Source organism: Corynebacterium sp. HMSC075F02 (genome assembly GCF_001838335.1).
In the GTDB taxonomy this organism is placed as follows: Bacteria; Actinomycetota; Actinomycetes; order Mycobacteriales; family Mycobacteriaceae; genus Corynebacterium; species Corynebacterium jeikeium_D.
Map to the genome: position 1 here is coordinate 95,348 of NZ_KV836324.1, position 24,114 is coordinate 119,461.

At 59.3% G+C, this 24,114-nt stretch carries 23 protein-coding genes; 15 read left to right on the forward strand and 8 right to left on the reverse strand.

Going from position 1 to position 24,114, the window contains the following annotated elements:
* Nucleotides 1–5: 5 nt before the first annotated feature.
* The 3 genes from HMPREF2920_RS09750 (at nucleotide 6) to HMPREF2920_RS09760 (ending at nucleotide 2,658) form a co-directional block, all read left to right on the forward strand.
* Nucleotides 6–521, forward strand: a complete 516-nt coding sequence (locus HMPREF2920_RS09750; protein WP_049193649.1) for a nucleoside/nucleotide kinase family protein — start codon at nucleotides 6–8, stop codon at nucleotides 519–521.
* Nucleotides 521–1,366 carry a YdcF family protein gene (locus tag HMPREF2920_RS09755; RefSeq protein ID WP_070601666.1) on the forward strand — a complete coding sequence of 282 codons (846 nt, stop codon included), beginning with the start codon at nucleotides 521–523 and terminating at the stop codon, nucleotides 1,364–1,366. The genes HMPREF2920_RS09750 and HMPREF2920_RS09755 overlap by 1 nt, the downstream gene beginning before the upstream one ends.
* Before the next feature lie 107 nt (nucleotides 1,367–1,473).
* A complete protein-coding gene (locus tag HMPREF2920_RS09760; protein WP_016422383.1) occupies nucleotides 1,474–2,658 on the forward strand; it encodes an acyl-CoA dehydrogenase family protein in 1,185 nt (394 codons plus the stop codon).
* 413 nt (nucleotides 2,659–3,071) lie between these two features.
* Here the strand turns inward: HMPREF2920_RS09760 and HMPREF2920_RS09765 are convergent, their stop codons facing one another.
* The 5 genes from HMPREF2920_RS09765 to HMPREF2920_RS09785 all read right to left on the reverse strand — a co-directional run bounded on the left by HMPREF2920_RS09765 (nucleotide 3,072) and on the right by HMPREF2920_RS09785 (nucleotide 7,066).
* Nucleotides 3,072–4,304, reverse strand: a complete 1,233-nt coding sequence (locus HMPREF2920_RS09765) for an amidohydrolase (RefSeq protein WP_070437965.1) — start codon at nucleotides 4,302–4,304, stop codon at nucleotides 3,072–3,074.
* Nucleotides 4,305–4,386: 82 nt separating this feature from the next.
* Complete coding sequence (locus tag HMPREF2920_RS09770; RefSeq protein ID WP_048732907.1) at nucleotides 4,387–4,884, reverse strand: hypothetical protein; 498 nt, start codon at nucleotides 4,882–4,884, stop codon at nucleotides 4,387–4,389.
* Nucleotides 4,885–4,991: 107 nt separating this feature from the next.
* Nucleotides 4,992–5,603 (reverse strand): suppressor of fused domain protein, encoded by a 612-nt coding sequence (locus tag HMPREF2920_RS09775; RefSeq protein ID WP_070549611.1) that lies wholly within the window; start codon nucleotides 5,601–5,603, stop codon nucleotides 4,992–4,994.
* A 29-nt stretch (nucleotides 5,604–5,632) separates the two neighbouring features.
* A complete protein-coding gene (locus HMPREF2920_RS09780) occupies nucleotides 5,633–6,277 on the reverse strand; it encodes a ribonuclease FAU-1 family protein (protein WP_049172719.1) in 645 nt (214 codons plus the stop codon).
* Nucleotides 6,278–6,373: 96 nt separating this feature from the next.
* Entirely contained in the window at nucleotides 6,374–7,066 is a 693-nt protein-coding gene (locus tag HMPREF2920_RS09785) for an Rv1157c family protein (RefSeq protein WP_016422388.1), read from the reverse strand.
* Nucleotides 7,067–7,702: 636 nt separating this feature from the next.
* Here HMPREF2920_RS09785 and typA point away from each other — a divergent pair.
* The 7 genes from typA (at nucleotide 7,703) to HMPREF2920_RS09820 (ending at nucleotide 16,090) form a co-directional block, all read left to right on the forward strand.
* Complete coding sequence (typA, locus tag HMPREF2920_RS09790) at nucleotides 7,703–9,616, forward strand: translational GTPase TypA (RefSeq protein ID WP_016422389.1); 1,914 nt, start codon at nucleotides 7,703–7,705, stop codon at nucleotides 9,614–9,616.
* A gap of 82 nt (nucleotides 9,617–9,698) precedes the next feature.
* A complete protein-coding gene (locus HMPREF2920_RS09795; protein WP_070549612.1) occupies nucleotides 9,699–11,849 on the forward strand; it encodes an ABC transporter family substrate-binding protein in 2,151 nt (716 codons plus the stop codon).
* 8 nt (nucleotides 11,850–11,857) lie between these two features.
* Nucleotides 11,858–12,811, forward strand: coding sequence for an N-acetyl-1-D-myo-inositol-2-amino-2-deoxy-alpha-D-glucopyranoside deacetylase (gene mshB / locus HMPREF2920_RS09800; protein WP_070549613.1), 954 nt, complete (start codon nucleotides 11,858–11,860; stop codon nucleotides 12,809–12,811).
* Nucleotides 12,804–13,325 (forward strand): hypothetical protein, encoded by a 522-nt coding sequence (locus HMPREF2920_RS09805; RefSeq protein ID WP_070549614.1) that lies wholly within the window; start codon nucleotides 12,804–12,806, stop codon nucleotides 13,323–13,325. The genes mshB and HMPREF2920_RS09805 overlap by 8 nt, the downstream gene beginning before the upstream one ends.
* Before the next feature lie 220 nt (nucleotides 13,326–13,545).
* On the forward strand, nucleotides 13,546–13,869 hold the full coding sequence (gene fdxA, locus HMPREF2920_RS09810) for a ferredoxin (RefSeq protein WP_005509435.1): 324 nt from the start codon (nucleotides 13,546–13,548) through the stop codon (nucleotides 13,867–13,869).
* A gap of 54 nt (nucleotides 13,870–13,923) precedes the next feature.
* Complete coding sequence (gene dapC / locus HMPREF2920_RS09815) at nucleotides 13,924–15,051, forward strand: succinyldiaminopimelate transaminase (RefSeq protein WP_070549615.1); 1,128 nt, start codon at nucleotides 13,924–13,926, stop codon at nucleotides 15,049–15,051.
* A gap of 91 nt (nucleotides 15,052–15,142) precedes the next feature.
* Nucleotides 15,143–16,090, forward strand: coding sequence for a pseudouridine synthase (locus HMPREF2920_RS09820; RefSeq protein ID WP_070549616.1), 948 nt, complete (start codon nucleotides 15,143–15,145; stop codon nucleotides 16,088–16,090).
* Here HMPREF2920_RS09820 and dapD read toward each other — a convergent pair.
* The 3 genes from dapD to HMPREF2920_RS09835 all read right to left on the reverse strand — a co-directional run bounded on the left by dapD (nucleotide 16,087) and on the right by HMPREF2920_RS09835 (nucleotide 19,695).
* Nucleotides 16,087–17,058 carry a 2,3,4,5-tetrahydropyridine-2,6-dicarboxylate N-succinyltransferase gene (gene dapD / locus HMPREF2920_RS09825; protein ID WP_070549617.1) on the reverse strand — a complete coding sequence of 324 codons (972 nt, stop codon included), beginning with the start codon at nucleotides 17,056–17,058 and terminating at the stop codon, nucleotides 16,087–16,089. The genes HMPREF2920_RS09820 and dapD overlap by 4 nt on opposite strands.
* A 116-nt stretch (nucleotides 17,059–17,174) precedes the next feature.
* Nucleotides 17,175–18,578 (reverse strand): amino acid permease, encoded by a 1,404-nt coding sequence (locus tag HMPREF2920_RS09830; RefSeq protein WP_172620259.1) that lies wholly within the window; start codon nucleotides 18,576–18,578, stop codon nucleotides 17,175–17,177.
* A gap of 124 nt (nucleotides 18,579–18,702) precedes the next feature.
* Nucleotides 18,703–19,695 carry a 2,3,4,5-tetrahydropyridine-2,6-dicarboxylate N-succinyltransferase gene (locus HMPREF2920_RS09835; protein ID WP_049193666.1) on the reverse strand — a complete coding sequence of 331 codons (993 nt, stop codon included), beginning with the start codon at nucleotides 19,693–19,695 and terminating at the stop codon, nucleotides 18,703–18,705.
* An 83-nt stretch (nucleotides 19,696–19,778) separates the two neighbouring features.
* Here HMPREF2920_RS09835 and HMPREF2920_RS09840 point away from each other — a divergent pair, with 83 nt between their 5' ends.
* The 5 genes from HMPREF2920_RS09840 to HMPREF2920_RS09860 all read left to right on the forward strand — a co-directional run bounded on the left by HMPREF2920_RS09840 (nucleotide 19,779) and on the right by HMPREF2920_RS09860 (nucleotide 23,957).
* Entirely contained in the window at nucleotides 19,779–20,669 is an 891-nt protein-coding gene (locus tag HMPREF2920_RS09840; protein WP_246816348.1) for a hypothetical protein, read from the forward strand.
* 5 nt (nucleotides 20,670–20,674) lie between these two features.
* Nucleotides 20,675–21,811, forward strand: a complete 1,137-nt coding sequence (gene dapE / locus HMPREF2920_RS09845; protein ID WP_070549619.1) for a succinyl-diaminopimelate desuccinylase — start codon at nucleotides 20,675–20,677, stop codon at nucleotides 21,809–21,811.
* 69 nt (nucleotides 21,812–21,880) lie between these two features.
* Nucleotides 21,881–22,708, forward strand: coding sequence for an LOG family protein (locus tag HMPREF2920_RS09850; protein ID WP_049193669.1), 828 nt, complete (start codon nucleotides 21,881–21,883; stop codon nucleotides 22,706–22,708).
* Between the two features lie 45 nt (nucleotides 22,709–22,753).
* A complete protein-coding gene (folP, locus tag HMPREF2920_RS09855; RefSeq protein WP_070549633.1) occupies nucleotides 22,754–23,566 on the forward strand; it encodes a dihydropteroate synthase in 813 nt (270 codons plus the stop codon).
* Between the two features lie 223 nt (nucleotides 23,567–23,789).
* Nucleotides 23,790–23,957 (forward strand): DUF3117 domain-containing protein, encoded by a 168-nt coding sequence (locus HMPREF2920_RS09860; protein WP_005509573.1) that lies wholly within the window; start codon nucleotides 23,790–23,792, stop codon nucleotides 23,955–23,957.
* Nucleotides 23,958–24,114 lie beyond the last annotated feature (157 nt).

Sequence of the window (24,114 nt, forward strand, 5' to 3'; positions counted from 1 at the left end):
TCACGATGATTCTGCTTATCGACGGCCGTTCCGGCAGTGGCAAAACCACCTTTTCGGCAAAGTTGCACAGTATCCTCGGTTGGCCAGTTATCCACTTGGAGGATGTATATCCGGGCTGGTCCGGTCTGCAGAAAGCATCGGCCGCAGTTGCGGAGACCATTTTGAACCCCGCTCTACCGGCCGATGAGCGCGGGTATCGCCGTTGGGACTGGTACGCCAGTGAATTCGCCGAGTGGGTCCCCACGCCACCGGACTCCTCGCTCATCGTTGAAGGCTGTGGCGCTGTCACTGAAGCTAACCTTGCCGCTGCCCGCGCCATCGGCGACGGCAACGCCTGGGGAGTCTGGGTAGAGCTGGACACGCAGACTCGATTTGCCCGTGCCATGGCTCGCGACGACCACTTCGAGGAACACTGGGACATGTGGGCCGAGCAGGAATCCCAGCATATGGCGAAGCACAATCCGCAACAGCTCGTCGACTGGACCATCAACGTCCCAGAACAGTTAACGTGGAAGCTCTGATGAGAAAAACACTCGCGTGCCTCGGTGCAGGCTTCGGTTCCATGCTCCTCGTCGGCGGACTACGCGTCGCCGCTAATTCGGAGCTACGCCCACCACGCCTGCCCAATCGCAGACCTCCGCGGTGGGTTCTTCCCACAGTAGGTGCCGCGTGGATACTGGCCAGCTACCGCGCCTACTACGTTCGCGCATCGCATCGCTTGACGACGCCCCTGGTCGCCGGCCTCGCAGTACCAGGAGCCGCAGCGATCGTTTTCGAGGCCGTTCGTCTTCGATGTGCAGCCAAAAAACCAACTCTGCCGCCACACACCGTGGTTGTGCTGGGATGCGGATTGAAGAACAATCGGCCCTCGGCCCTGCTGGCCAGAAGATTACAGCGAGCAGTCTCAGCGTGTGATGAGCGAACCGAGCGAATCATCTGCTCCGGTGGGGTCGGCAGTGAAGCGGTGACAGATGCCACCTGCTCCGAAGCGGACGCCATGGTGGAGTGGTTGGAGGCGAACGCTGGGGACGTCGTAAAGCGTGGCGACATCGAGTTGATCCCCGAGGACCAATCGACGAATACGTCGGAAAACATTGACTATGCGTGCGAATTGATGCGCGGCATGGACGGTGCGTTGAGCGCTGGAACGGTTGTTGTGACCAGTGATTTTCATGCGCCACGGGTAGCGAAGCTCATGCGCGAACGGGGGCTGGAATCCTGGTGTGTCGTCGGGGCCTATACGCCGTTGAGGTACTGGGCGACATCGCTGCTGCGGGAATTCCTCGCGCAGTTTATTCTGTGGGCGCCGAGCGGCAACGCGAGAATTTTACGAATTTCGCGGGTAGCGCGAAGCGTTAGCCACTAGTATCGAACGAAGATAAATACGTCGTGCGGTGATAGTGCTGCGTAGAAATGCGTAGAGCGCGATATCGAACACGACATCGGAATCATTAAATCGGGAGGAACACCCACATGGCTTTGACCCCAGGATTCGACCTGTTCCAGCTGCCAGAGGAGCACCAGGAGCTCCGCGCCGTTATCCGTGATTTGGCGGAGAAGCAGATTGCTCCGTACGCAGCGGACGTCGATGAGAACGAGCGTTTCCCGGAGGAGGCCCTGAAGGCTCTCAACGAGGCCGGCTTCAACGCCGTCCACGTGCCGGAGCAGTTCGGTGGCCAGGGTGCGGACTCGGTTGCGGCCTGCATTGTCATTGAGGAAGTTGCTCGTGTCTGTGGCTCGGCTTCTCTTATCCCGGCTGTGAACAAGCTGGGCACCATGGGCTTGATCCTCAAGGGCTCCGACGAGCTGAAGAGCAAGGTCCTGCCGGACATCGCCAACGGTGAAATGGCTTCCTACGCACTGACTGAGCGTGAGGCCGGTTCGGATGCCGGTTCCATGAAGACCCGCGCGGTCCGTGAGGGCGATGAGTGGGTCCTCAACGGCTCCAAGTGCTTCATCACTAACGGTGGCCGCTCCACCTGGTACACCGTCATGGCTGTTACCGACCCGGAGAAGGGTGCCAACGGCATCTCTGCATTCATGGTCCACAAGGACGACGAGGGCTTCCGCGTCGGTGGCCTGGAGCACAAGCTGGGTATCAAGGGTTCCCCGACTGCGGAGCTGTACTTCGAAAACTGCCGTATCCCGGCTGACCGCATCATCGGCGAAGAGGGCACCGGTTTCAAGACTGCCCTGGAGACCCTGGACCACACCCGCCCGACTATTGGTGCACAGGCACTGGGCATCGCGCAGGGTGCATACGACTACGCTGTTGGTTACGTGCAGGAGCGCCAGCAGTTCGGCAAGCCGATTGCTGCTTTCCAGAACACCCAGTTCATGCTGGCTGACATGCGTATGAAGATTGACGCTGCTCGTCTCATGGTCTACACCGCAGCCGCTAACGCTGAGCGCGGCACTGCTGAGGGCGGCGCTCGCCTGGGTCTGATGGCCGCAAACGCCAAGACCTTCGCCTCTGACGTTGCTATGCAGGTCACCACTGATGCCGTGCAGCTGCTCGGCGGTTACGGCTTCACCCGTGACTTCCCGGTTGAGCGCATGATGCGTGACGCCAAGATCACCCAGATCTACGAGGGCACTAACCAGATTTGCCGCATGGTCGCAGGTCGCCAGATTCTCGCAGACGCACAAAAGCGCTAATCACCAGCGCAAACGCTAAGCCCTCGCTACCAAGGCGGGGGCTTTTTCATGCTGCCACATCACCCAGAATTTGTCTCTTAACCCCAACGCGCACTAGTGACTGCGTTTATGACTGGCGGCGGTGGGGCGATGCGAGTTACTGACTGCGTTTATGACAAAAATGGCCCGAAAAATGGCTTGAAAGTGTCATAAACTCACACAGTTTCACATTTGCAGCCCGTAAATTTTGCGTTAAGTAGCAAGAAGCGTGTCCAATCGGCGTGCACCGGGGTCTACTTTTCTCTTAACCCCCGGTTTTTCGGCCGTCCCGCACGAGCCCCGCACGAGTCCCGCACGAGCCCCGCACGAGTCCGGCACTACACCATCCACCAGCTCGCCAGCAGCCGCACGCATCAGCCTCGCTGATCACACCCTCATTTCGCCAACCAAGCACAGGCCGCTACAACGATTGCCTCTGCTCCCCGGTCAAGAGTGGGTTGGAGGTCAGGGGCGAAAGCTGGGTTGTGGTTGCCAACAGCGCTGCTCTCATCCGCGAAACCGCCGAGCCCCCAGTACGTATATGGCACGCCAAGCGCATCGGGGATGATTGAGAAATCTTCAGAGGCGGGCACTGCGTCCAAGTCGGAGACTTCTTCACCGAAGTACGCGTCGAATGCCTCACGCACAGTATTCGTGGCATCCCCGTCATTATTCGTGAGGGGATAGCGGTCGTAGTAAGTGAACTGCGGGTCTTGAGGGCTGCGGGCAGCAACGCACTCTGCTCGTACAATGCGCTCGATTGCCTCTTTGAGGTGTTCGGTCACGGCGCTGTTGTAGGCACGAGTGTTGATGAGCAGCTCTGCGGAGTCAGGAATGATGTTGGACTTAGTTCCCGCTTGAATCGCACCAACGGTCACCACTGCGGTCTCGGTGGCCGCTACCTCACGCGAGACAATGGTCTGAAGGCGCATCACAATGGTGGATGCCAAGACAACGGGATCGACACTGAGCTCCGGCATGGATCCATGGGAGCCATTACCGTGCACAGTGACTTTGACCGAGAATGCAGAGGAGAGAACTGGCCCGCGGCGAGTTCCCACATAACCGCCGGGCAAGCTAGCTAGTACGTGTTGACCGAGATAAACGTCGGGACGCGGAATAGCCCTCTCCAGATCTGCCGCCAGCATTGCGCGTGCACCTTCGGCGGTTTCTTCAGCGGGTTGGAAAATACCGATGAATGTGCCAGACCACTGATCAAGGTTTTCGTTGAAAGCCTGCAGCGCTGTGAGCAAAGACATCAGGTGGAAGTCGTGCCCACAAGCGTGGGCGACGGGGACCTCTGTGCCGGTCTTTTCATCAATCTGCGTTGCCGTGGAGGCGTAGTCTTTGCCGGAAGTCTCCTTCACCGGTAGCGCATCAATGTCTGCGCGCATAGCTACAATCGGCCCGGCACCGTTCTCAATAATGGCAACGATGCCGGTGTCTCCGACGCGATTTGTGGAAATACCTGAAGATTCGAGCTCCTGAATAATCCGGTCTGCAGTGCTGTGCTCCTGCATGGAAAGCTCAGGGTGCCGGTGGAAATATTTGTACAGTTCCTCGCGCTGGGATTGGGTGGACGCGAGACCATTCAGAATCTTTCTGGCGCTCTCAGTATTAGTGGGCATACCTAAAATGTACGCCGACCTAAAGCGGACGGTGGAGGCCCTGGAAGGCATCCCCGTCCCGCCCCAAACCTCTAAGAGCTGCCTACGTCGTCACAAAGAACTTCTGGTTACGCTCGCCGCGGTAGGACTGGGCGGTTGCAGTTGCGGCGATGATAGAGGCAACAATCAGCAGGCCAGCTGTAATCAAACCGAGCGCCGACGAGTCTCCGGAGCGTACCTGGGAAATCGTTCCGACCAGCGTCATTGATGCATTAATGACAAAAACTGCCGCCGCCACGGACAGCACCGTGCGCGCTGCAGTCGATCCTTCAAGGAGTTTGCCAGCAAGCCACCAGCACGCAATCGCCGTTGCCGTCTGCGCGAGAATCGCAAACGCGAAGCTCACGGCCAAGCTGGTCTGTGCAGCAGAAACCTCGATGTTGTTGGCCTTTGCCGCTTCCGTAACAGTCGCGTCCCATTTCAATAGGGAACTGACCACGGTGAGGATTAGCGCTGGGACGTAAACATATACCGCGAGCCGCCACCACCTAAAGGACTGCGCCGCATGGAAAGGAACGTCTTTAGCCGAATTGACTGCCATAATTCCATACTCTAAACCACGCTGTCGCGGCGCGAAACGTCACTGCTAGGTTGAACTTATCGCTTGCCGACGAGCAGATAACCGGCAACCACCACAAAAGCTAACTTTTATACAGCGCTGGTGCGGTGCGGGTCGGTGAAGTCGACACCTTGGGTTTCCCACACGCGACGCAGTTCGTCAACGCCCTTAGCCCGAGCAAGGGCAAATTCGTTGGTCGTGGCCGGGACCGGCTGGAAGATTGTGACTTCGGTTTCCTCCACCGCGACCGGCGGGATTTCTGCCTTGAACAGCACAAAACCGGTGAAGCGCGACTGATCCCACAGTGGCTGGCCGAAGTCAATAAGTGCCCCCTCGGTCAGGACGAGGCCTTCGATGCTTGGGGAAGCGGCAAGAATACCCAGCGGGCGGATGACTTCGTCCAGTCCACCACGAATAGGCAAGATGAGTTCGGCACGCGGGCCAGAGTTGGTGTCCACCACCATTGCGGACGGATCTTGCATCGCCTCGGCACTGCAACCCAGTGTTGCATAGGTGACAATCCGGTCTGTGTCAGGTCCGAAGCGCAGCATCTTCAGTGGCGCAGAGCCAAGGAAGGTCAGCTGGGCTTCGCCGGGGTTGGACTCTTCAAAATAGGAGGTAAATGCTGCTCGGACTGCTTTGATGATCGCATTGCTGTCAGGGCCGGCGGGAGGAATGGGGCCGGTTAAGTTATCGAACACGGGCGGTACTCCTTGTTGAGGTGGTCATTTTAGGCTGCGGGCGAAAGCTCGACAGCATCAGCCCACGTCGCATCGAGGTTCAAAGTCTGCATCCACGTATCAATGTTGTCACCGTGTGCAGCGATTGCGGCGCGCGCAGTCAGCGTGGTCTCGATAGCGAATTCGGTGAGTTCATCGCTAATCAGCCCTTGGGTGTGGGCCGCGACGAGCTCGTCGACATCTTCAACGCGAATCTGTGTGGTCGCATCGACAGGTAGGGGAGCTATGGCCTCAGGATCGGTCGGTGCCTGCAGGATGTCGAGATACAAATCGGTCATACGCCAGCACTGCGGATCAGTCCGGTCGATGCTGACAATATCGACGTAACGTTGGTGTTCCACCTTCACGCCCGGGCGGAAGTGATAAATGCTGATGCGCAACCCCTCGTCGGCAAGCAGGAATGACTCTAGATATCCAAACTTTGGATGATCCATCCCACGGCGCATATAAAGGCGGCTGGGTGTGAGAGTTCGGAACTCGTCGACATTGCGCTGAAAGCCCTTGGGGTCGGTGTTGACCATTTCACGTAGGTCAAAGGTCTCGACTTTCGGAGGATGTGTGTCCTGACTCGAGCGAATTGGGGAGAGCGCAGGAGCTGCCGCGGTCGAAGCCGAAGTGGCCGGTGAAGTGGACATGCGAATACCTTAACGTGTAGGGGTTGCCTTTTTGGGCATAGAAAAGCCCTTTCTGCATACGTGATGCAAAAAGGGCTAGGGGAGAACTAGAAAAACTTAGTTCAGGCCGACCGGGAAGACACCGGCGGTCGGGGTGTAGCTGCAGTTGGTCGGACCAGGCTCTTCCTGAGTGGTGATACCGCCCTGCATGACAGCGATGACCACGCCCTTGCCCGTGTCAGCGGTGCCGTTGACAGCACCCGGGCCCTCCTCGGCGTTGATGCCGTTGTTCTCCAGGGTGGTCTTGCCGTACTTGCCGTTAGCAACGTTGACCCAGTAGACATTCATCTCTGTGTCCTGCTGCTTAGCCAGCTGCTTGGTGCCCAGGCCAGTGAAAATGAAGCCAAGCTGGTTTTCTGGAACACCTGGCAGAGGCAGGTCTGCCGGGCCCGGAACGGTAGTGGCCAGGCCGAAGGAACGACCTTCGCCGCCGATGCACTTGTCGGCAACAGTAGGCAGCAGGAACTGGTTGGTCTTCGGGGCACCTTCCGGAACCTTGAAGCCCGGCTCGCCCTCGCCCTCACCAGTCAGGAAGTCAATTCCCTTGTTCAGTGCGCTGGAAATTTCCTCAGGAACGCCTGGGGAGTTAATGATGTCGCGCGCGTTGCCGTAGAGATTCGGCGAAGCGATGTTCAGGGAGTCCAGCGACGGGGAAGCAGAAGCGGCGGGAGTCATGCCCGCAGTGAGAATTGCAGCTGCACCCAAGGTCGCTGCGGCACGGCGCAGGAAGGAGCGTCCAGTCGAAACCACGGTGAAGAACCTCTCATTCGTGGGCTATTGGAGTCGGAATCAAAATTTCGGAATCGTTGCTCATCTTAGAACGACTCCAACGGGAATTGGAAAGATTTGAAAAAGAAATGTTCAGAATCTTCTCAGGAGATTAACGCACGGATTCCCGCGTGTCGCAAGTTAATTAGAGTGATTTTTGGTGTAGAACGAGATGATTGTGAAAATTGTGACGTCATGTATGCCTGTGGTGTTAATGGTGTTTCGCAGCGCGTAAGCGGGTGAAGTCAAGTCTCATCCCGTGGGGTTACAACTATGGCATTTGGTCACATGTGTCACATGGCGGGCTGAGAGATTGCCGTCGTGAAGCGTTGTGGCGTTGGCGGATATGCCGTTATGACTGTCGGTAAAGCGGGGGTGCAGTAAGGGGGTAATTTATCCCTAAGGGTGGCGCGGCAGTGCCACTTTGCATGACGGATAGGTGCTCGGGGTTGTGAGAATCTCTGCCAGATGTGCAGGGCCATTAAGAAGGAGTACACTGTAGAACGCTTTATTACGCGTTGATGCGGGGCGTTAAAGGCAGTCGTAAAGACAGTTCTTTAGAGCAAGGCCGTATCTTGTTTCTTTTAGTCCTCTTAGCTTGTTAGGAGCTATCCGCCTGTGAGCGATACCGAGTTCCGTAATGTCGCCATTGTCGCACACGTCGACCATGGCAAGACCACTCTCGTGAACGCCATGCTGGAGCAGTCCGGCGTTTTCAGCGACCACGAAGAAGTTGCAGACCGAGTGATGGACTCTGGTGACCTTGAAAAGGAAAAGGGCATCACCATCTTGGCGAAGAACACCGCTATTCGCCGAAAAGGTGAGGGCAAGAACGGCGAAGACCTCATCATCAACGTCATTGACACCCCTGGTCACGCCGACTTTGGTGGCGAGGTGGAGCGCGCACTGTCCATGGTTGACGGTGTCGTGCTGCTGATCGACTCCTCTGAAGGTCCGCTGCCGCAGACCCGCTTCGTCCTGGGCAAGGCGCTTGCTGCCTGCATGCCGGTGATTATCGTGGTCAATAAGACTGACCGCCCAGATGCACGTATCGACGAGGTTGTCGAGGAAGCACAGGATCTGCTGCTCGAGCTAGCCTCCACCCTGGAAGACCCGGAAGCTGCTGAGGTCGCTGAGCGCAACCTTGAGCTGCCGGTTCTCTATGCCTCTGGTCGTGCCGGTAAGGCTTCTACCGAGAACCCGGGTAACGGCAACTTGCCGGAGTCTGAGAACCTGCAGCCGCTGTTCGACGTCATCACCGAGGTGCTCCCGGAGCCGTCCGCTGAGATTGATGCCCCGCTGCAGGCGCAGGTTACCAACCTGGACTCCAGCTCCTTCCTCGGTCGAATTGGTCTGATTCGTATCCATAAGGGCCGTATCCGCAAGGGACAGCAGATTTCGTGGATTCATTACGACTCCGAGGGCAATGAGCATGTCAAGAATGCGAAGGTCGCGGAGCTGCTGCGTACCGTCGGCGTGACCCGCGTACCTGCTGAAGAGGCCATTGCTGGTGACATCGCCGCTATCTCCGGTATCGACGAGGTCATGATCGGTGACTCTCTCTGTGATGCCGAGCATCCGGACCCGCTGCCGCGCATCCTGGTCGATGAGCCGGCTATTTCTATGACGATCGGCGTGAACACCTCGCCACTGGCAGGCCAGGGTGGTGGCGATAAGCTGACCGCTCGTATGGTCAAGGCCCGCCTGGACCAGGAGTTGATTGGTAACGTCTCGCTGCGCGTGCTGCCGACCGAGCGCCCGGATGCCTGGGAGGTGCAGGGCCGTGGTGAAATGGCGCTGTCCGTTCTGGTTGAAACTATGCGTCGTGAGGGCTTTGAGCTGACCGTCGGTAAGCCGCAGGTTGTTACCAAGACCGTCGACGGCAAGGTTCAGGAGCCGTACGAGCACCTGACCATCGATGTTCCAGAAGAGCACCTGGGTGCTGTCACTCAGCTGATGGCGGCTCGTAAGGGGCGCATGGAGCAGATGGGTAACCAGGGCACCGGTTGGGTGCGCATGGAGTTCCTCATTCCGTCCCGCGGTCTGATTGGCTTCCGCACTACTTTCATGACGGAGACCAAGGGCACCGGTATCGCCAATCACTACTCGGCCGGTTACGGCGAGTGGGCAGGCGAGATTAAGGATCGTCCGACAGGATCGTTGGTCGCTGACCGTACTGGCCAGATCACCGCTTACGCGCTGATTCAGCTTTCTGACCGCGGTACCTTCTTCGTCGAGCCGGGTGACCAGGCTTACGAGGGCATGGTCGTTGGCCAGAATCCGCGTGATGAGGACATGGACATCAACATCACCAAGGAAAAGAAGCTGACGAATATGCGCGCAGCCTCGGCTGATGCGACCGTGACTCTGGAGAAGGCGCACAAGCTTTCCCTCGATGAGGCTATGGAGTTCTGTGGCGCTGACGAGTGTGTTGAGGTCACTCCGGAGGGTATCCGCGTACGCAAGCAGATCCTCAGCGCTACCGATCGCGCTCGCGCTCGTTCCCGCGCGAAGGCCATGAATAAGAAGTAATTCGGGTTGCTAGGGGACTGGACCACCTGAAAACCAGTCTCGGGGTAACTGACTCGGCCAGGTGTCGAGTAATCTCGTGGATATGTTTATTCGCAGCCGTCGTCACGCAGCTTCTCGTCGATTTTTCGTAGCATCGACACTCTGCGTGACGGCGGCTTTGGCGTCTTCGTGCATGGCTCGCCCGTCGGACGCTCCGACTGTGCCCGGGCAGCAGGAAGTGCCGGTGCAGCAGGAAGACACCGCTGACCAGGCTAAAAAGATGCGTGAAGTCACGGTCGGTGTCGACGAGTTTGTCGAAGGTTTCAATCCGCATTTGCTTGCCGACGTCTCCCCGGTGACCAGCCTGGTAGCGCGACTGACACTGCCTAGTGTTTTTACCCCTGCGCCGGTTGAGGGCGAGGCTGGTGACGCTAGTGCCTCCGCGCAAGCTCCCGGAGTGGTGGATAACGCTGCCAATGCTCGCTCGGCAGGTGCTCCCCAGTGGCTACTCAACTCCGACTTGCTGGATTCCGTGCAGGTCATCGAGAGTGATGACAGCAAAGACGGTGACGCCAGAAACGGAGCTGGAAACGGAAAAGCGGCCGATGTTGACATCACGGATCCGACGGTAGCGGCAGAGCATGTCCGCTACCGCATTCGAAAAGGGGCGCAGTGGAGCGATGGCACGCCAATCAGTGGCGAGGACTTCCGCTACCTATTTTCCCAAGTCACGTCCACGCCAGGATCGCTGGATACGGCGACTTATGAGCTGATTAAATCCATTGATGTCTCCGATGGTGGCCGTCAGATTGATGTGACGTTCACTCAGCCGATTACGCATTGGCAGCGCCTGTTTGCACATCTCTTGCCAGCGCATTTGATGCGGTCGAACACTGATGGTTTTTCCGAAGGGCTGGCCAGCCGTTTCCCGGCCTCCGGTGGGCAGTACACCGTCGAGTCGATGGATGTCGGCCGCAACATCATTCGACTGGTTCGAAATGACCGCTACTGGGGTGAGCAGCCAGCAGCCTCGGAGGTTATTACGCTGCGTGCCATGCGTAGTGCCATCGATGGTGCGGAGCAACTGCGTTCGAAGCAGATCCATGCCGTGCAGGTCCGTCCGACGGAGACCTCTGAGCTGACGTACGGTCTGGTCCCCGGTGTTGCTGAGTTCTTCCATGAGCCGAACCGGGAACTGGTTTTCAGTACCAATCTCGCGTCGAGCAGGCTTGCCGACGAGTCCGTCCGCCGGGCCATTCTGCGCACCATCAACGTTGCAGAGGTCTCAGAGGTGGCCACCGGGCGCCGAATTGCGGGTGGTTCTGGTGACGGTGGTGGCCAGGAGAAATCCGAGGCACCTCAGGCCGGATTTACCGAGGACAATCCGCTACGAATCGGCATCATTAGCGACGGTATAGCGGCACGCGCTGCGGCTTTTGCGGTCGCTGACCAGTTGACTGCAGCTGGTATCCCCGCCACCGTTGTTTCGTATTCTCCGGCGGACATGCTGCGGTCTTCGTTGCCCTACGGAACCGTCGATGCCGTGGTGGCATGGGCAGAGCAGCCCAATTCCGTCCAGGCGGCCCGGGAACGCTATGCGTGTACGGAAGGCTCGGTGAGTTCGCTACCGCCGAAGGACTTGGATGAAGCAGGCGCAGAGTCGGCTACCGAGTCTGAGTCAGAATCCGAGTCTGAGTCTGAGGGCGTTGACAGTTCGACAAAACCTGCACCAAGTGAAGACCGGAGAAAGAGCGCTGAAGAGCAGAGCTCGCTGGACGGGACGACACCGTCTGAACGGTCCAAATCTTCTACCTCAGCGGAACCGGCTGACCTAAATGGAGTACCTGTCGCTCCGAAATCGGCTGCTCGGAGCGAGAATCTTTCCGGCCTTTGTGACCCGCAGGTTGATGAGCTGCTCGCTCCCGACAGTTCTGCGTTGCCCGCTGAACTCGCCGATATCATTGCTGGCCACAGTATCGAGCTGACCTTGGTGAAAGACGGCCTGCTGACGGTCGTCAGCCCGGAAATTACAATTACCGGGCGGAAGGACTCTTCGCAGTGGACTGATGACCCAGTGTTGGGTCGCCTCGGTGTTCTGGGCGAGGTTCGCCGAGTCTCGACGCAAAGCGGGACTCGAGAATCGTCTGAGAATTCTCAACCGGGAGATAGTCCGCGCGAAGATACTGAGCAGGACGGTTCGGGTCAGAACCAAGAAGTCCGCGATAACGCCGACCAGGAGAACAAGGGGAAGTAAGAAAGCCCGTGAAGTTACTTTTTGTTCACGCACATCCAGATGACGAGTCCATTTGGACAGGTGGTTTGATTGCGGCTGCCGCGCGCTCCGGAGCGTCGGTAAGCGTAGTGACCTGCACGATGGGCGAGCTGGGCGAGGTCATCGGCGCGCCGTACCAGGGGCTAGTTGCTGATGAAGCTGACCAGCTGGGCGGTTTCCGCGTCGCCGAGTTGCGCTCGGCGCTGCGTGCGCTGGGGGCCAATGGCCCAGACAATGCACCGCGTTTCCTCGGTGGTGCCGGGCGTTGGCGTGATTCCGGTATGGCAGGGGACAAGGGCAATGAGCATCCCCGTGCGTTCGTGAACTCGGGTGATGAGGCGGTCGCCCAGCTTCGCACCATCCTCGATGAGCTGCAGCCGGACCTGGTCATTACTTACGATGCCGATGGTGGCTATGGGCACCCGGACCACATTCGCGCACACGATATCACTGTCGCGGCGTGCGGAAATCGCTTTCCGACGCTGTGGGCGGTCACCGATCGTGAGGCAATGGCGGCGGGGCTGGATGCCATTACCGTGGTGCCGGAGAGCTGGCAGGCGTGCGATGTCGACGACTTCGCCACCGTGACCGGCCGTTTCGAGGTTCAGCTGGATGATGCCGCTGTGGCTGCCAAGGTTGAGGCCATGCGCGCGCATGCGACACAAGTGTGGTTCGCCGATGGTTCCGTCAGCGAGGTCAATCCAGATGCTGTCTATGGGCAGACCGACGGCTCTGGTCATGCGCGAGCCGTCTGGGCGTTTTCCAATTTGCTGTGTCAGCCGGTGACGCCGACTGAGGCATACCGTTTTGGTACGGCGACTGCTGCGTCCCTGGAAGAGCTGGGGGAACTGGTGAATGTCCGATTGCTGCAGGACCCGGCAGCAAGTGCCGGCTCAGTGCCGAGCGCGGACCTGGCAGTGGAGGGGAGCGCGGACGATGAGTAACCCTCAGCCTCACGAAAGCGAAGACTTGATTAACGCTGCTGGCGGAAAGTTGAAGAACGAGCGCTTGAGTATTGAAAAGCGCACATTCGGGGATGAGCGCTATTGGGGCGACCCGGAACGTTCGCAGCCACGCGAGAATTTCCATCAGGGTGAGGTCACGGTAGCGCTGGTCTGGCTGTCACTCGCTGCGTTGGCGGCGCTGGTGATTGAGGTAGTTTTCCTCGGAGCGTGGATTACCATGGGCTCGGTTGCTATTCCGTTGCCGTGGACTATTCCGCTGGCCTATATTGCCAATCTGATCATCACCAACACAGCGTTGCTGTGGACACGTGATCGCTCCAAAGCTGCGATTCCGACTGTCATCTGGGTGCTGGGCTTTGCCGGCATTTTGCTGTGGGCAGTGCTGCCCTTCGGTGGTGATTTGGCAATGGGGCAGTGGTTGCGAACAGTGCTGCTGCTTGTTTGCGGTGTGCTGGGCGGTGCCTGGCCGTTGCGCCATCTGCGGGCACTCTAGCGGAAACTGCAGTAGACGGTGAGGAATTGATGCAGGGCAAGCCTGCATCAATGTGGCCCTTTCTGGAGCCAGTTGATAACAACACCCACGTTGGGTGTAGACTCCAATCTGAATATACCGCTCTGTCTATTTTGCTCTGTTTCTCGTCGGAACGGCATAATCGACAGATAGCGAAAGCCTCATCCCATATCTTGTGAGAAAGGTTCTTAAACCTAAAACCATGACTTACATCATTGCCCAGCCATGTGTTGACGTCCTCGACCGTGCCTGTGTTGAAGAGTGCCCGGTTGACTGTATTTACGAGGGCAAGCGCATGCTCTACATTCATCCTGATGAGTGCGTGGACTGCGGCGCTTGTGAACCGGTCTGCCCAGTCGAGGCCATCTTCTACGAGGACGATGTTCCGGATGAGTGGGTTGAATTTATCGATGCCAATGTCGACTGGTTCGATGAGCTGGGTTCCCCGGGCGGTGCCGCCAAGCTCGGCCCCCAGGACTTCGATGTGCCGTTCGTGGCAGCGCTGCCGCCGCAGGCAGAAGACTAAAACCACAGAGGACTAAACCTATTTCTTTTCCCGGGAAGGACTTCATCACCGCTCATGTCAGCTGCTCGTAAGCGCGTAACTCCCGGTTCTCTTTTGCCTCAGTTTCCGTGGGATTCTCTCACGCAGGCGAAAGCCACTGCGGCTGCGCATGAAGAGGGCATGGTGAATCTCTCGGTCGGCACACCGGTCGATGAAGTCGCTCCGATAATCCGGCAGGGCCTTTCCGAAGGCTCTGCCGCACCGGGCTACCCACAGACCGTCGGCACGCCTGAGCTACGCGCGGCGATTGTTGCAGCAATGGCGCGGCGCTACGGCGTGACGGGACTGGAGTCAGCGGTCAACGGCGGCAATGTGCTTCCGGTCATCGGCACCAAGGAAGCGATTGGCTGGCTTCCCTTCCTCCTCGGCGTAGGCGCGGGGCATACCGTCGTCATCCCCGAGCTGGCATATCCCACCTACGAGGTCGGCGTGCGCATCGCAGGCGCTGAGCTGCTGCGTGCGGACTCGCTGACGCAAATCGGTCCCGCCTCGCCGACGCTGATGTTCATCAATTCCCCGGGCAACCCCAACGGCAAGGTCCTCGGTGTTGAACACCTGCGCAAGGTGGTTGAGTGGGCGCGTGCTCGGGACGTCATTGTTGCCTCTGACGAGTGCTACCTGGGGCTCGGCTGGACTGAACAGCCAGTCAGTATTCTCGACCCGCGAGTGTGCGACGGTGATTTCACCAACCTGCTGGCTATCCACTCGCTGTCCAAGACGTCGAACATGGCGTCGTACCGCACCGGCTGGTTCGCCGGCGATGCGGACCTTATTGCCGAGCTGGTTTCCGTGCGCCGTCACATGGGGCTGATGATGCCGGGGCCCATCCAGCACGCCACGATCGCCGCGCTTAACGACGACTCCCACGAGGCTGAACAAAAACAGCGCTACTGTGACCGCCGTGAGATTCTGCGCGATGCACTGGTAGCCGCAGGTTTTCGTATCGACGACTCCGAGGGCGGGCTCTATCTGTGGGCTACGCGCGGGGAAGACTGCTGGCAGACGGTTGATTGGCTGGCCGAACGTGGCATCCTGGTCGCACCGGGTAGCTTCTACGGCCCCAAGGGTGCGCAGCACGTGCGGGTGGGGCTCACAGCAACGCTCAACGACATCGAAGCGGCCGCAGCGCGTATTCGTGGCTAGCCCCGGCCAGATGTGCTGGCTCTAGTAGGCCGAATGCTGCAAACGGTGCCGACATCGGCATAGGACCAAATCATGAAAAAGGGAGTGCGCCGTGGGACGTGCCGCAGGTAACCGAGATGCTTGGTGGGGCCTTGAGAAGAACTGTCAGACAGCGCAAGTCGATGCTGCCGCTCACGAGCGCGAGGAGTACATCCCCTTTGAGCCGGCAATTGTGGCCGACACCGATGAGTTTCTGGTCGTAGACAAGCCACCTTTTCTGCCCGCAACCCCCAATGGCCGCATCGTGGCCAATACCGTTCAGGAGCGACTGCGACGTAGTCTCGGGGAACCGGAGATAGTGGCCGTCCACCGCCTGGATCTGCTAACCAGTGGGCTGCTGTTGCTTTCCCGGAATCCGGCTACCCGTGCGCGCTACCAGCAGCTTTTCCAAAACCAGGAAATCACCAAAGAATACGAATGCCTCACCGTGATGCCCGATGATTGGCATGTGGGGGAAACCAGGGATGTCACGCTTCTGCTCGATCCCAACCCTGCGGGGCGCGGAGTAAATGTCGTGGAGACCGACGATTCCGCTCGCGCTGCCGCGAAGAATCCCAAGTTCAAGCTCGCACGCACAACCGTGACCTTCCTCGGCCAGGTAGCCGCGGACATCGGCGATGTGCTGGCGAGCAGCAGTGGCGGTGGCGGTGGTGTGACCAGCGCCAGCGTTCCGCTGCACGCAGTCGGCTGTGGTTGTGGGCATTGCGGCAGCCGCATGCAGGTGGGGCGCTGGCGGCTACAGCCCCATACGGGCCGCACGCATCAGCTGCGGGCGACGTTGGACTGGCTAGGCTATCCCATTCTCGGTGAGGATACCTATGGCCGGGGAGCGGGGGCGCAGGGGCCGTCGGCAAGCGCGAGTGGCGTGCCAAAGTACACGCCGCAGTTGCGATTGACGGCGACCGCGCTGGCCTTTGTCGACCCCGTCACTGGTGAGCGACGTGCCTACCGGAGCGCGCGGAATATCGCGGCCCCGGCAGACGTGCCGACCACCTCTTAGTTAGAGTGCAGCTCCGCGCTGAGCTTCACCTTTTCGGCAGCCCACGGCACAACCTCGACTGCACCAGAGAGCGAGTTGCGGCGGAAGAGCATATTCGATCCGCCCGAGAGCTCGCGGGCCTTGAGCGTCTTCTTCACACCGTCTAGGGCAACGAGGCACTTGGTGCCGGCAGTGATGTAGAGCCCGGCTTCGAGTACGCAGTCATCGCCGAGCGAGATTCCGAGTCCAGCGTTCGCACCGAGTAGGCATCGCTTGCCGACGGACACAACTTCCTTACCTCCACCGGATAGTGTGCCCATGATGGACGCACCACCGCCGATATCGGAGCCGTCGTCGACGACGACCCCCTGAGAGATACGGCCTTCCACCATGGAGTGTCCAAGCGTGCCTGCGTTGAAGTTGACGAAGCCCTCGTGCATGACTGTGGTGCCCTCTGCGAGGTGGGCGCCCAGGCGCACGCGGTCAGCGTCACCGATGCGAACTCCGGTGGGAGTGACGTAGTCGACCATGCGGGGGAATTTATCGATGGAGTAGACGGTGACAGGCCCGCGGCGTGACAGCTTGGCTCGGGTTACCTCGAAGCCTTCGACAGCACAGGGGCCAAAATTCGTCCACACCACATTGTTGAGCTTGCCGAAGATGCCGTCCAGGTTGATGCTGTTGGGGGTGGCCAGGCGGTGGGACAGCAGATGGAGACGCAGGTAGGCATCGATGGTGTCGACTGGTGCGTCATCGAGTGAAGCGATGGTAGCTGTGACCAGACGGCGGGTGGTGCCACGGTCCGCATCGGCTACGGCCAGATCTGTGAGGTAGGTGAAATTTTCGGGCAGTGCGTCGGCGTCGATGGTTCCGGTCGTGGTGGAGGTTGCCACGCCCTCTTCGATGAGCTTGGGGGCGGGGAACCAGACGTCGAGAACAGTATCGTTGTTAAAAGTGGCAATGCCGGTAGCTTGTGCTCCAAATTTCATGGAAAACAGGCTACCGGCATATCCCTATCTATGAAAAGTGTTCCGCAAATGTGTAGCAAGGAAATGTTCGGATAGGGGTAGCAGGGTGGTTAGGCCCTGCAGCCAGTTGCTAACGGCTAGTTGCTATCGCTGGACTCGAGAGCCTCGCGGGCCGCGGTGCGGCTCTTCTTAGTCAGTGCAGCGAGCACCGCGAGGAACGCAGTGACACACACAACGGCGATAACCTGCTGGCGAGCACCAGAATCGGTGAGCATGCCAACAGCGAGGCCCAGAATCAGGATGACCGCTACCCAGGACAGTGCCGGGTAGGCCCACATGCGAACGGAAAGCTCGTTGTTGGCCTCCATCTGCGGGCGCAGCTTAATCTCAGACAGGGCGATGACCAGCCAGATCACCAGCAAGCAGCCGCCGACAGCGTTCAGTAGGAAGACCAGGACACTCGAGCCGTCGAAGACAACCTGCAGGCCCACGGAGACGAAGGCGAAGACCATCGACATGATGACCGCACGGTTCGGAACTGCGCCTTCATTGGTGTGGGCGAAGAAGCGCGGTGCCTCACCGCGGGTGGACATCGAGTAGACCAGGCGAGAGGTTGCGTAAATCTGAGCGTTGAACGCGGACAGCAGCGCCAGAACGATAATGGCCTCCATGAAGCCAACGGCACCCGGAATGTTCGCCTGCTTCAGAACCTGGGTGAACGGCGACTCAGCTGCGGAGTCAGCGCCGTCAATCTGGGAGTACGGCAACAGCAGGATGATGACGGTCACGCAGCCCAGGTAGAACACAGAGATGCGGAAGATTACCGAGCGGACAGCAGCAGCGATGGAGCGCTGCGGATCTTCAGCCTCAGCAGCGGCAATTGTGACAATCTCGATACCGCCGAAGGCGAAGGCCACGGCCAACAGACCAGCGGCAATGCCGGACACGCCATTCGGGAGGAATCCGGACTCGGCAATATGCGTCGTACCGACGAAGCTGGTGCCTGGCAGCAGACCGAAGAAAAGAAGAACGCCAATGACCAGGAACGCGATAATCACCGCGACCTTGATGAACGCGAACCAGAACTCAAACTCGCCGAAACCGCGCACATTCGCCAAATTCACTACAGCGAAGAAGACAACACAGATCAGGCCTGGAATCCAGCCCGGAATACCGAACCACGCACCCATGATGGCACCGGCACCGGTAATTTCAGCGCCGAGCACCATGATGAGCATGAACCAGTAGAGCCAGCCGAGGACAAAGCCAGCCGAGGAACCAAAGGCCATCTCGGCATAGGTGGAGAAGCTACCCGGTGTCGGGCGGGCAGCGGCCATCTCGCCGAGCATCTGCATGACGAGGACGACAATGAAGCCAGCGATGACATAGGAAACTAGAACACCCGGGCCAGCTGCCTTAATGCCGACGCCCGTACCAAGGAAAAGACCGGCACCGATTGCGGAGCCAAGACCCATCATGGTCAGGTGTCGAACCTGCAGCCCCTTGCCCAGCTGAGCTGTCTCGCCGGAGGTGGAGGTAATTTGCGATTCGGTCATGTCGCAAACATTACCTCGCTGATAACAGGGGCAATAACCGTATTACGGGTTTACCCCCATTCACCGTTTTGGGGTCAACTAATGTGCCTTCACGAGCACCGAAAGTAGGTTATCCGGCCAGCTCATCCGGCACGTCGGCAAGCTGAGCGAAAGCAGCGGCACCTTCGTCATTGCCCGGGCGTTCCGTGCGGCGGACGCACACCGCCGAGTGGTCCGGGTGATGGTAGAAGTGCATGTTGTCGCGGCCCGAAATTTCCCATGCCTGAATACGGCGGTTCTCCGCGGGGACATCGATGGGCGTATCGGGGGCAATGAGGATGCTTCGGTCAATAATGCAGTCATTACCGAGGCTGACGCCGACGGTGCCGGCCGCGATATCGATGTGGCAGCGCTCGCCAACCGTGAGCGGCTTACGCTGACCGGAATCGTCATGAGCGGCAATGATGGAGGCCGACAGTCCCACCTTCGTGTGCGCGCCAATGACGACACCGGAGGATAGACGTCCCTCAATCTTGCATGGGCCCAGAGTACCCGAGTTCAGCGAGACAAATCCCTCGCGCAGTACGGACGTACCCGGTGCCAAGTAAGCGCCCAACCGCACGCGCTCGGCCTCTGCAATGCGCACACCGGCGGGCAGCACATAATCGACCATGCGCGGCATGCGGTCGATGGCGTAGACGTGAATCAGACCGCGGACGCGCAAGTGGGTGCGCAGTTGCTCGAAGTTGTCCGGCAGACATGGCCCCTTGTTGGTCCACGCCACAACATGGAGCAACTCGTAGAGGCCCTTGGTGTTTAGCTGGTGCGGCTTGACCAGGCGGTGGGAGAGCAAATGCAGGCGCAGGTAGGCATCGTGCGGGTCGACAGCAGGCTTGGACAAATCCTCAATGGACGTGCGCACTGCCACCTGCTCCACGCGGCGATCCTCGTCCAAAATCACCTGACGAAGCAACTGTGGGGTCAGATCAGCGGCGCCGAGCCGGTGAGTGCTCGATTCTACGACCTCATCGCTTAACTGAGGTGCGGGAAACCAAGTATCGAGAACTGTACCGTCCATTGCGATATTGGCGATTCCCGTAGCGACAGCACCAGATGTAATCATGATTCTTAATATTAGTATCCCTTTAAGGAATCTTCGCGGAAGGATGAACTATGCCCCTAGCTGGCCTTGAAAGCACACAGAAAATGAAGCAGTGGTTCTTAGTTAGCCTCATCATTGCTGTCAGTGTGCTCGGACTCGGCTTCGTCCTGTCCCTGCCGGTGGTCTTCTATGTCGGATTCGCACTGCTGAGTGCTTGGATTCTCGCCGTAGCCAGCTTCTTTGGTTTCGTTTTGCCGCCGCGAGCAATGCCAATTGGCGCAGTCGGTGTGGCTATCGCCGCAGTGGTTGCGCTCATTGCGCCGAACCGTCTTGTGCTGGTTATCGCAGTTGCCATCGCGGTGGGGCTCGGCGGTGGCATGATTGCCCGCCTTTTGCTGGAGCGCAAGAACCGCGATCAGCAGGCACGCATCGATGCCCTGCCGATGTGGGAGCGCGATGAGCTGGGCGATGTCGCCGAAACGCTTCGTCCTGCTTATCGACGAGACATCGATCCCACCCCAGTGCAGCTGCCACATGCAACGGCCAAGATTGTCGCGGCCGTCTGTAAGCCGCTGGCCGGTTCTACGGTGATTGTCAGCACGAATGAGCTGCGTCCGGTGATTGCGGTCTATGGCTCCCGCGTGGCTGTGGTCTATGGTCCCGGCGCGGGCGTTGTCGAGGAGGATGGCGGAAACGGAGAGGCGACCGATTCTGCGGGGGAGGAGCGGGCGCCGGGGTCGTCGACAAGCGAAACTCCGGAGGCAATCATTGCCCAAACTCTCCCGGAAGGAGCGAAAACCCTGGTCTTTGAGGTGGCTGATGGGCTTAAGCGCCCGGCGGAGGGGAGAATTGGTGTGACCTCCGCCGAACCGCATGAGCTGGCGCTGTTCCTCGGTGGTGGCGCGCCCGCCAATGGGGATGCGATCAATGGTCGTGCGGCGCATATTCATCACAAAATTCTGGTTTCGCTGGCGCACAATGGTTTGTACGCTTAATTGATGTGAAATCGAAGTTAAATCTGCTCCAAGATCCTGTAGACCTCACGGCGGCACTGGTGGACATCGAATCGGTGTCCCACAATGAGACCGCGATTGCGGATGCCGTCGAGGCGGCATTGCGTGAGGTCGCGCAGGCAGATGAGTCGATTGAGGTCCTGCGCATTGACAACAACGTGATTGCGCGGACCCATCGGGGGTTGCCGCAGCGCGTGATTTTGGCAGGACACCTGGATACGGTGCCGACTGCGGACAATGTGCCCTCGACGCGTGGGGTAGACGCGCAGGGGCGAGACACACTGTTTGGGTGTGGAACTGTGGACATGAAAAGCGGTGACGCGGTCTACCTGCATGCTTTTGCGACGCTGGCGGCAAGCCAGGAGTTGCAGCGCGACCTGACACTCATCATGTACGAATGCGAAGAAATCGCCGCGGAGTTCAACGGGTTGCGGCACTTGAGTGAGTCGCATCCGGAGCTCCTGACTGGCGATGTCGCTCTGTTGGGCGAGCCCAGCGGCAATGTCATCGAAGCCGGCTGCCAGGGCTCTATTCGCCTGCGTCTGACCGCGCACGGCACACGTGCACACTCGGCTCGGGCATGGCTCGGCGACAATGCCGTGCACAAGTTAGCACCTGTGCTGTCACGTATTGCCGCCTATGAGCCGCAGACTGTGGATATCGACGGCTTGGCCTACCGCGAAGGGCTCAACGTCGTCTGGCTGGAGGCCGGGGTTGCCACCAATACGCTTCCCGACGAGGCGGTGCTGCGAGTCAACTTCCGATTCGCGCCCAACCGCAGCGCCGATGAGGCCATGGAGCACTTCCGAGAGGTGCTGGGGCTCGACGAGTTCGCGGCCGAGGATCTCACCGTCGATGTCGAGGATGTGAGCCCTGGGGCACTGCCGGGACTGCATGCGGCTGCTGCGAAGGAGTTGGTTGCGGTCGCAGGCGACGTCGTAAAGCCCAAGTTTGGGTGGACCGACGTGGCGCGTTTTTCGGCGCTCGGCATTCCTGCGGTGAACTTTGGCCCTGGTGACCCGGCGTACTGCCACAAGAAAGACGAGCAGATTCCGGTCGAGTGCATTACGGCACTGTGGGAGGACCTGCGGCGGTACTTGACCACCGCGCCGGTGGCTGAGTGAGCTTAGAATCACACCCTGCCCTCGCTGAGCGGGTGCGCGTATGTCATTGCTGGCATACATTGTGAGGTTATGAAACCTGTACGTACTCCGTCCCCAGCTAAGCGCCGTGCACTCCGCGGCCCAATCGCAATCCGACAGGCGGGCGAACCGCAGGCGTCTACGACCGACCGCAGGCTGTTGTCACACAATCCGAACACGGACTGGCTGCACAACGACACCTGGCGTGTGCTGCGCATTCAGTCGGAGTTCGTTGACGGCTTTGGTGCGTTGGCGGAAATCCCGCCGGCGGTGACGGTATATGGTTCGGCACGTCTGCCAGAGGACAGCCCTTACTACCAGTGGGGCTTCGACCTGGGCAAGGCGCTGGCGGAGGCGGGTTACGCGACCATCACTGGTGGCGGCCCGGGCATCATGGAAGCCGCCAACCGCGGCTGCTACGACGCCGACGGCCTGTCCATTGGGTTGGGCATTGAGCTGCCGCACGAGCAGCACTTGAATGACTGGGTCGACCTGGGCATGAACTTCCGCTACTTCTTCGTGCGGAAGACCATGTTCCTGAAGTATTCGCAGGCGTTTATTTGCCTGCCGGGTGGTTTCGGCACGCTCGATGAACTTTTTGAGTCACTGGTGATGGTGCAGACCGAGAAGGTGGAAAATCACCCAATCGTGCTGCTCGGCACTGAGTTCTGGTCGGGGCTGGTTGATTGGATGCGTGAGAAACTAGTGGCCATGGAGCTGATTTCTCCGACTGATATGGACCTTTTCCTGGTCACCGACTCCATTGAAGAAGCGGTCGAGTACATCGAGGCCGCGCACGAAAAGCTGATGGAAGAGTGTGAGCCGACCCCCGACGTTCCCGAAAAGCTCCGCCGAGTCCGTCGCTTCAGCGAGAGGTAAGACGCTGTGTGGAGTTTTTATCAGGACTCCGCGGTGCCGACGGTGATGGCCATCGTCAATCGCACCCCGGATTCCTTCTATGACCGTGGCGCAACGGCTGCGGAGGAGGCCGCGCTTGCTCGCGTGGACGAAGTTGTTGCGGCAGGCGCAGGCATTATTGACATCGGCGGCGTCAAGGCCGGTATCGGTGCAGAAGTAACTGTTGCCGAGGAGATCGAGCGTGTGGTGCCGACCATCGCGAAGGTCCGCGAGCGCTATCCTGACCTGCACATCAGCGTCGACACCTGGCGCGCCGAAGTCGGGGAGGCCGCCATCAAAGCTGGCGCTAACCTCATCAACGACACTTGGGCAGGCCATGACCCGGAGCTGCTGGAAGTCGCGGGCGCCCACGGGATGGGTTACGTTTGCTCGCACACCGGTGGAGCACTGCCACGCACCAATCCGGTTCGCGTGCGTTACGACGACGTCGTGGACGATGTCATCTCAGAAACCGGCAAGCTCGCCCAGAGGGCAGTGGACGCTGGCGTGCCGGAGGACCGCATCCTTATTGATCCCACCCACGACTTTGGCAAGAACACCTACCACGGCCTCGAGCTTCTGCGGCGCTGCAATGAGCTCGTGGCTACAGGCTGGCCGGTGCTCATGGCGCTGTCGAATAAGGACTTCGTCGGTGAGACTTTGGACCGCCCTGTCGAGCAGCGTGTGCCCGGCACCTTGGCTGCGACCGCCCATGCGGCAGCTGCCGGTGTTGCGGTGTTCCGTTCGCATCAGGTGTCCGAAACTCTTGATGTTTGCCGTATGACTCTGGCTATTTCCGGTGATTTTGCGCCACTGCATCCGGTGCGTGGGCTGGTGTAAGGGGCGTAGTTTGAGGCGCTTCACCCATGCCGCTGCGTGAAACAAAGGACTATGATGAAGAGAAGTAGTCGAAAATGCCGACAGGGATTCTAAACCGGGATCTTGAGCCGGGGTCTTAGACCGAGGTCTTGAACCGGGATTGTCAATCTCCTGGCTACCACAGCCGAGCTGGGGTGGCTGGTCGTCTCCTGCATCGACATTGTCTTAGAACGAAGGAGTTCACATGGCAGCAATGAAGCCGCGTACCGGTGATGGTCCGCTGGAGGCAGTTAAAGAGGGCAAGAAGATTGTAATGCGCGTCCCCGCAGATGGTGGTGGGCGCCTGGTGGTGGAACTGTCCCCGGAGGAAGCCAAGGAGCTCGGTGCAGAGCTCGTGGCAGTAGTGGAGTAGCAGAGTAGTAGGGTATCGGGTAGAGGCCGGGTAGTGGCCGGGCCTGTCCGGTTTTGACCCAGCGGCGACCTACACAGGTGGTGTAGGTCGCCTTTTCTTCTTCAGGTGATAACGGCTCGAATGAGGGTTAAGTAGCAAAAAGTGTGTCCGCTCGGCG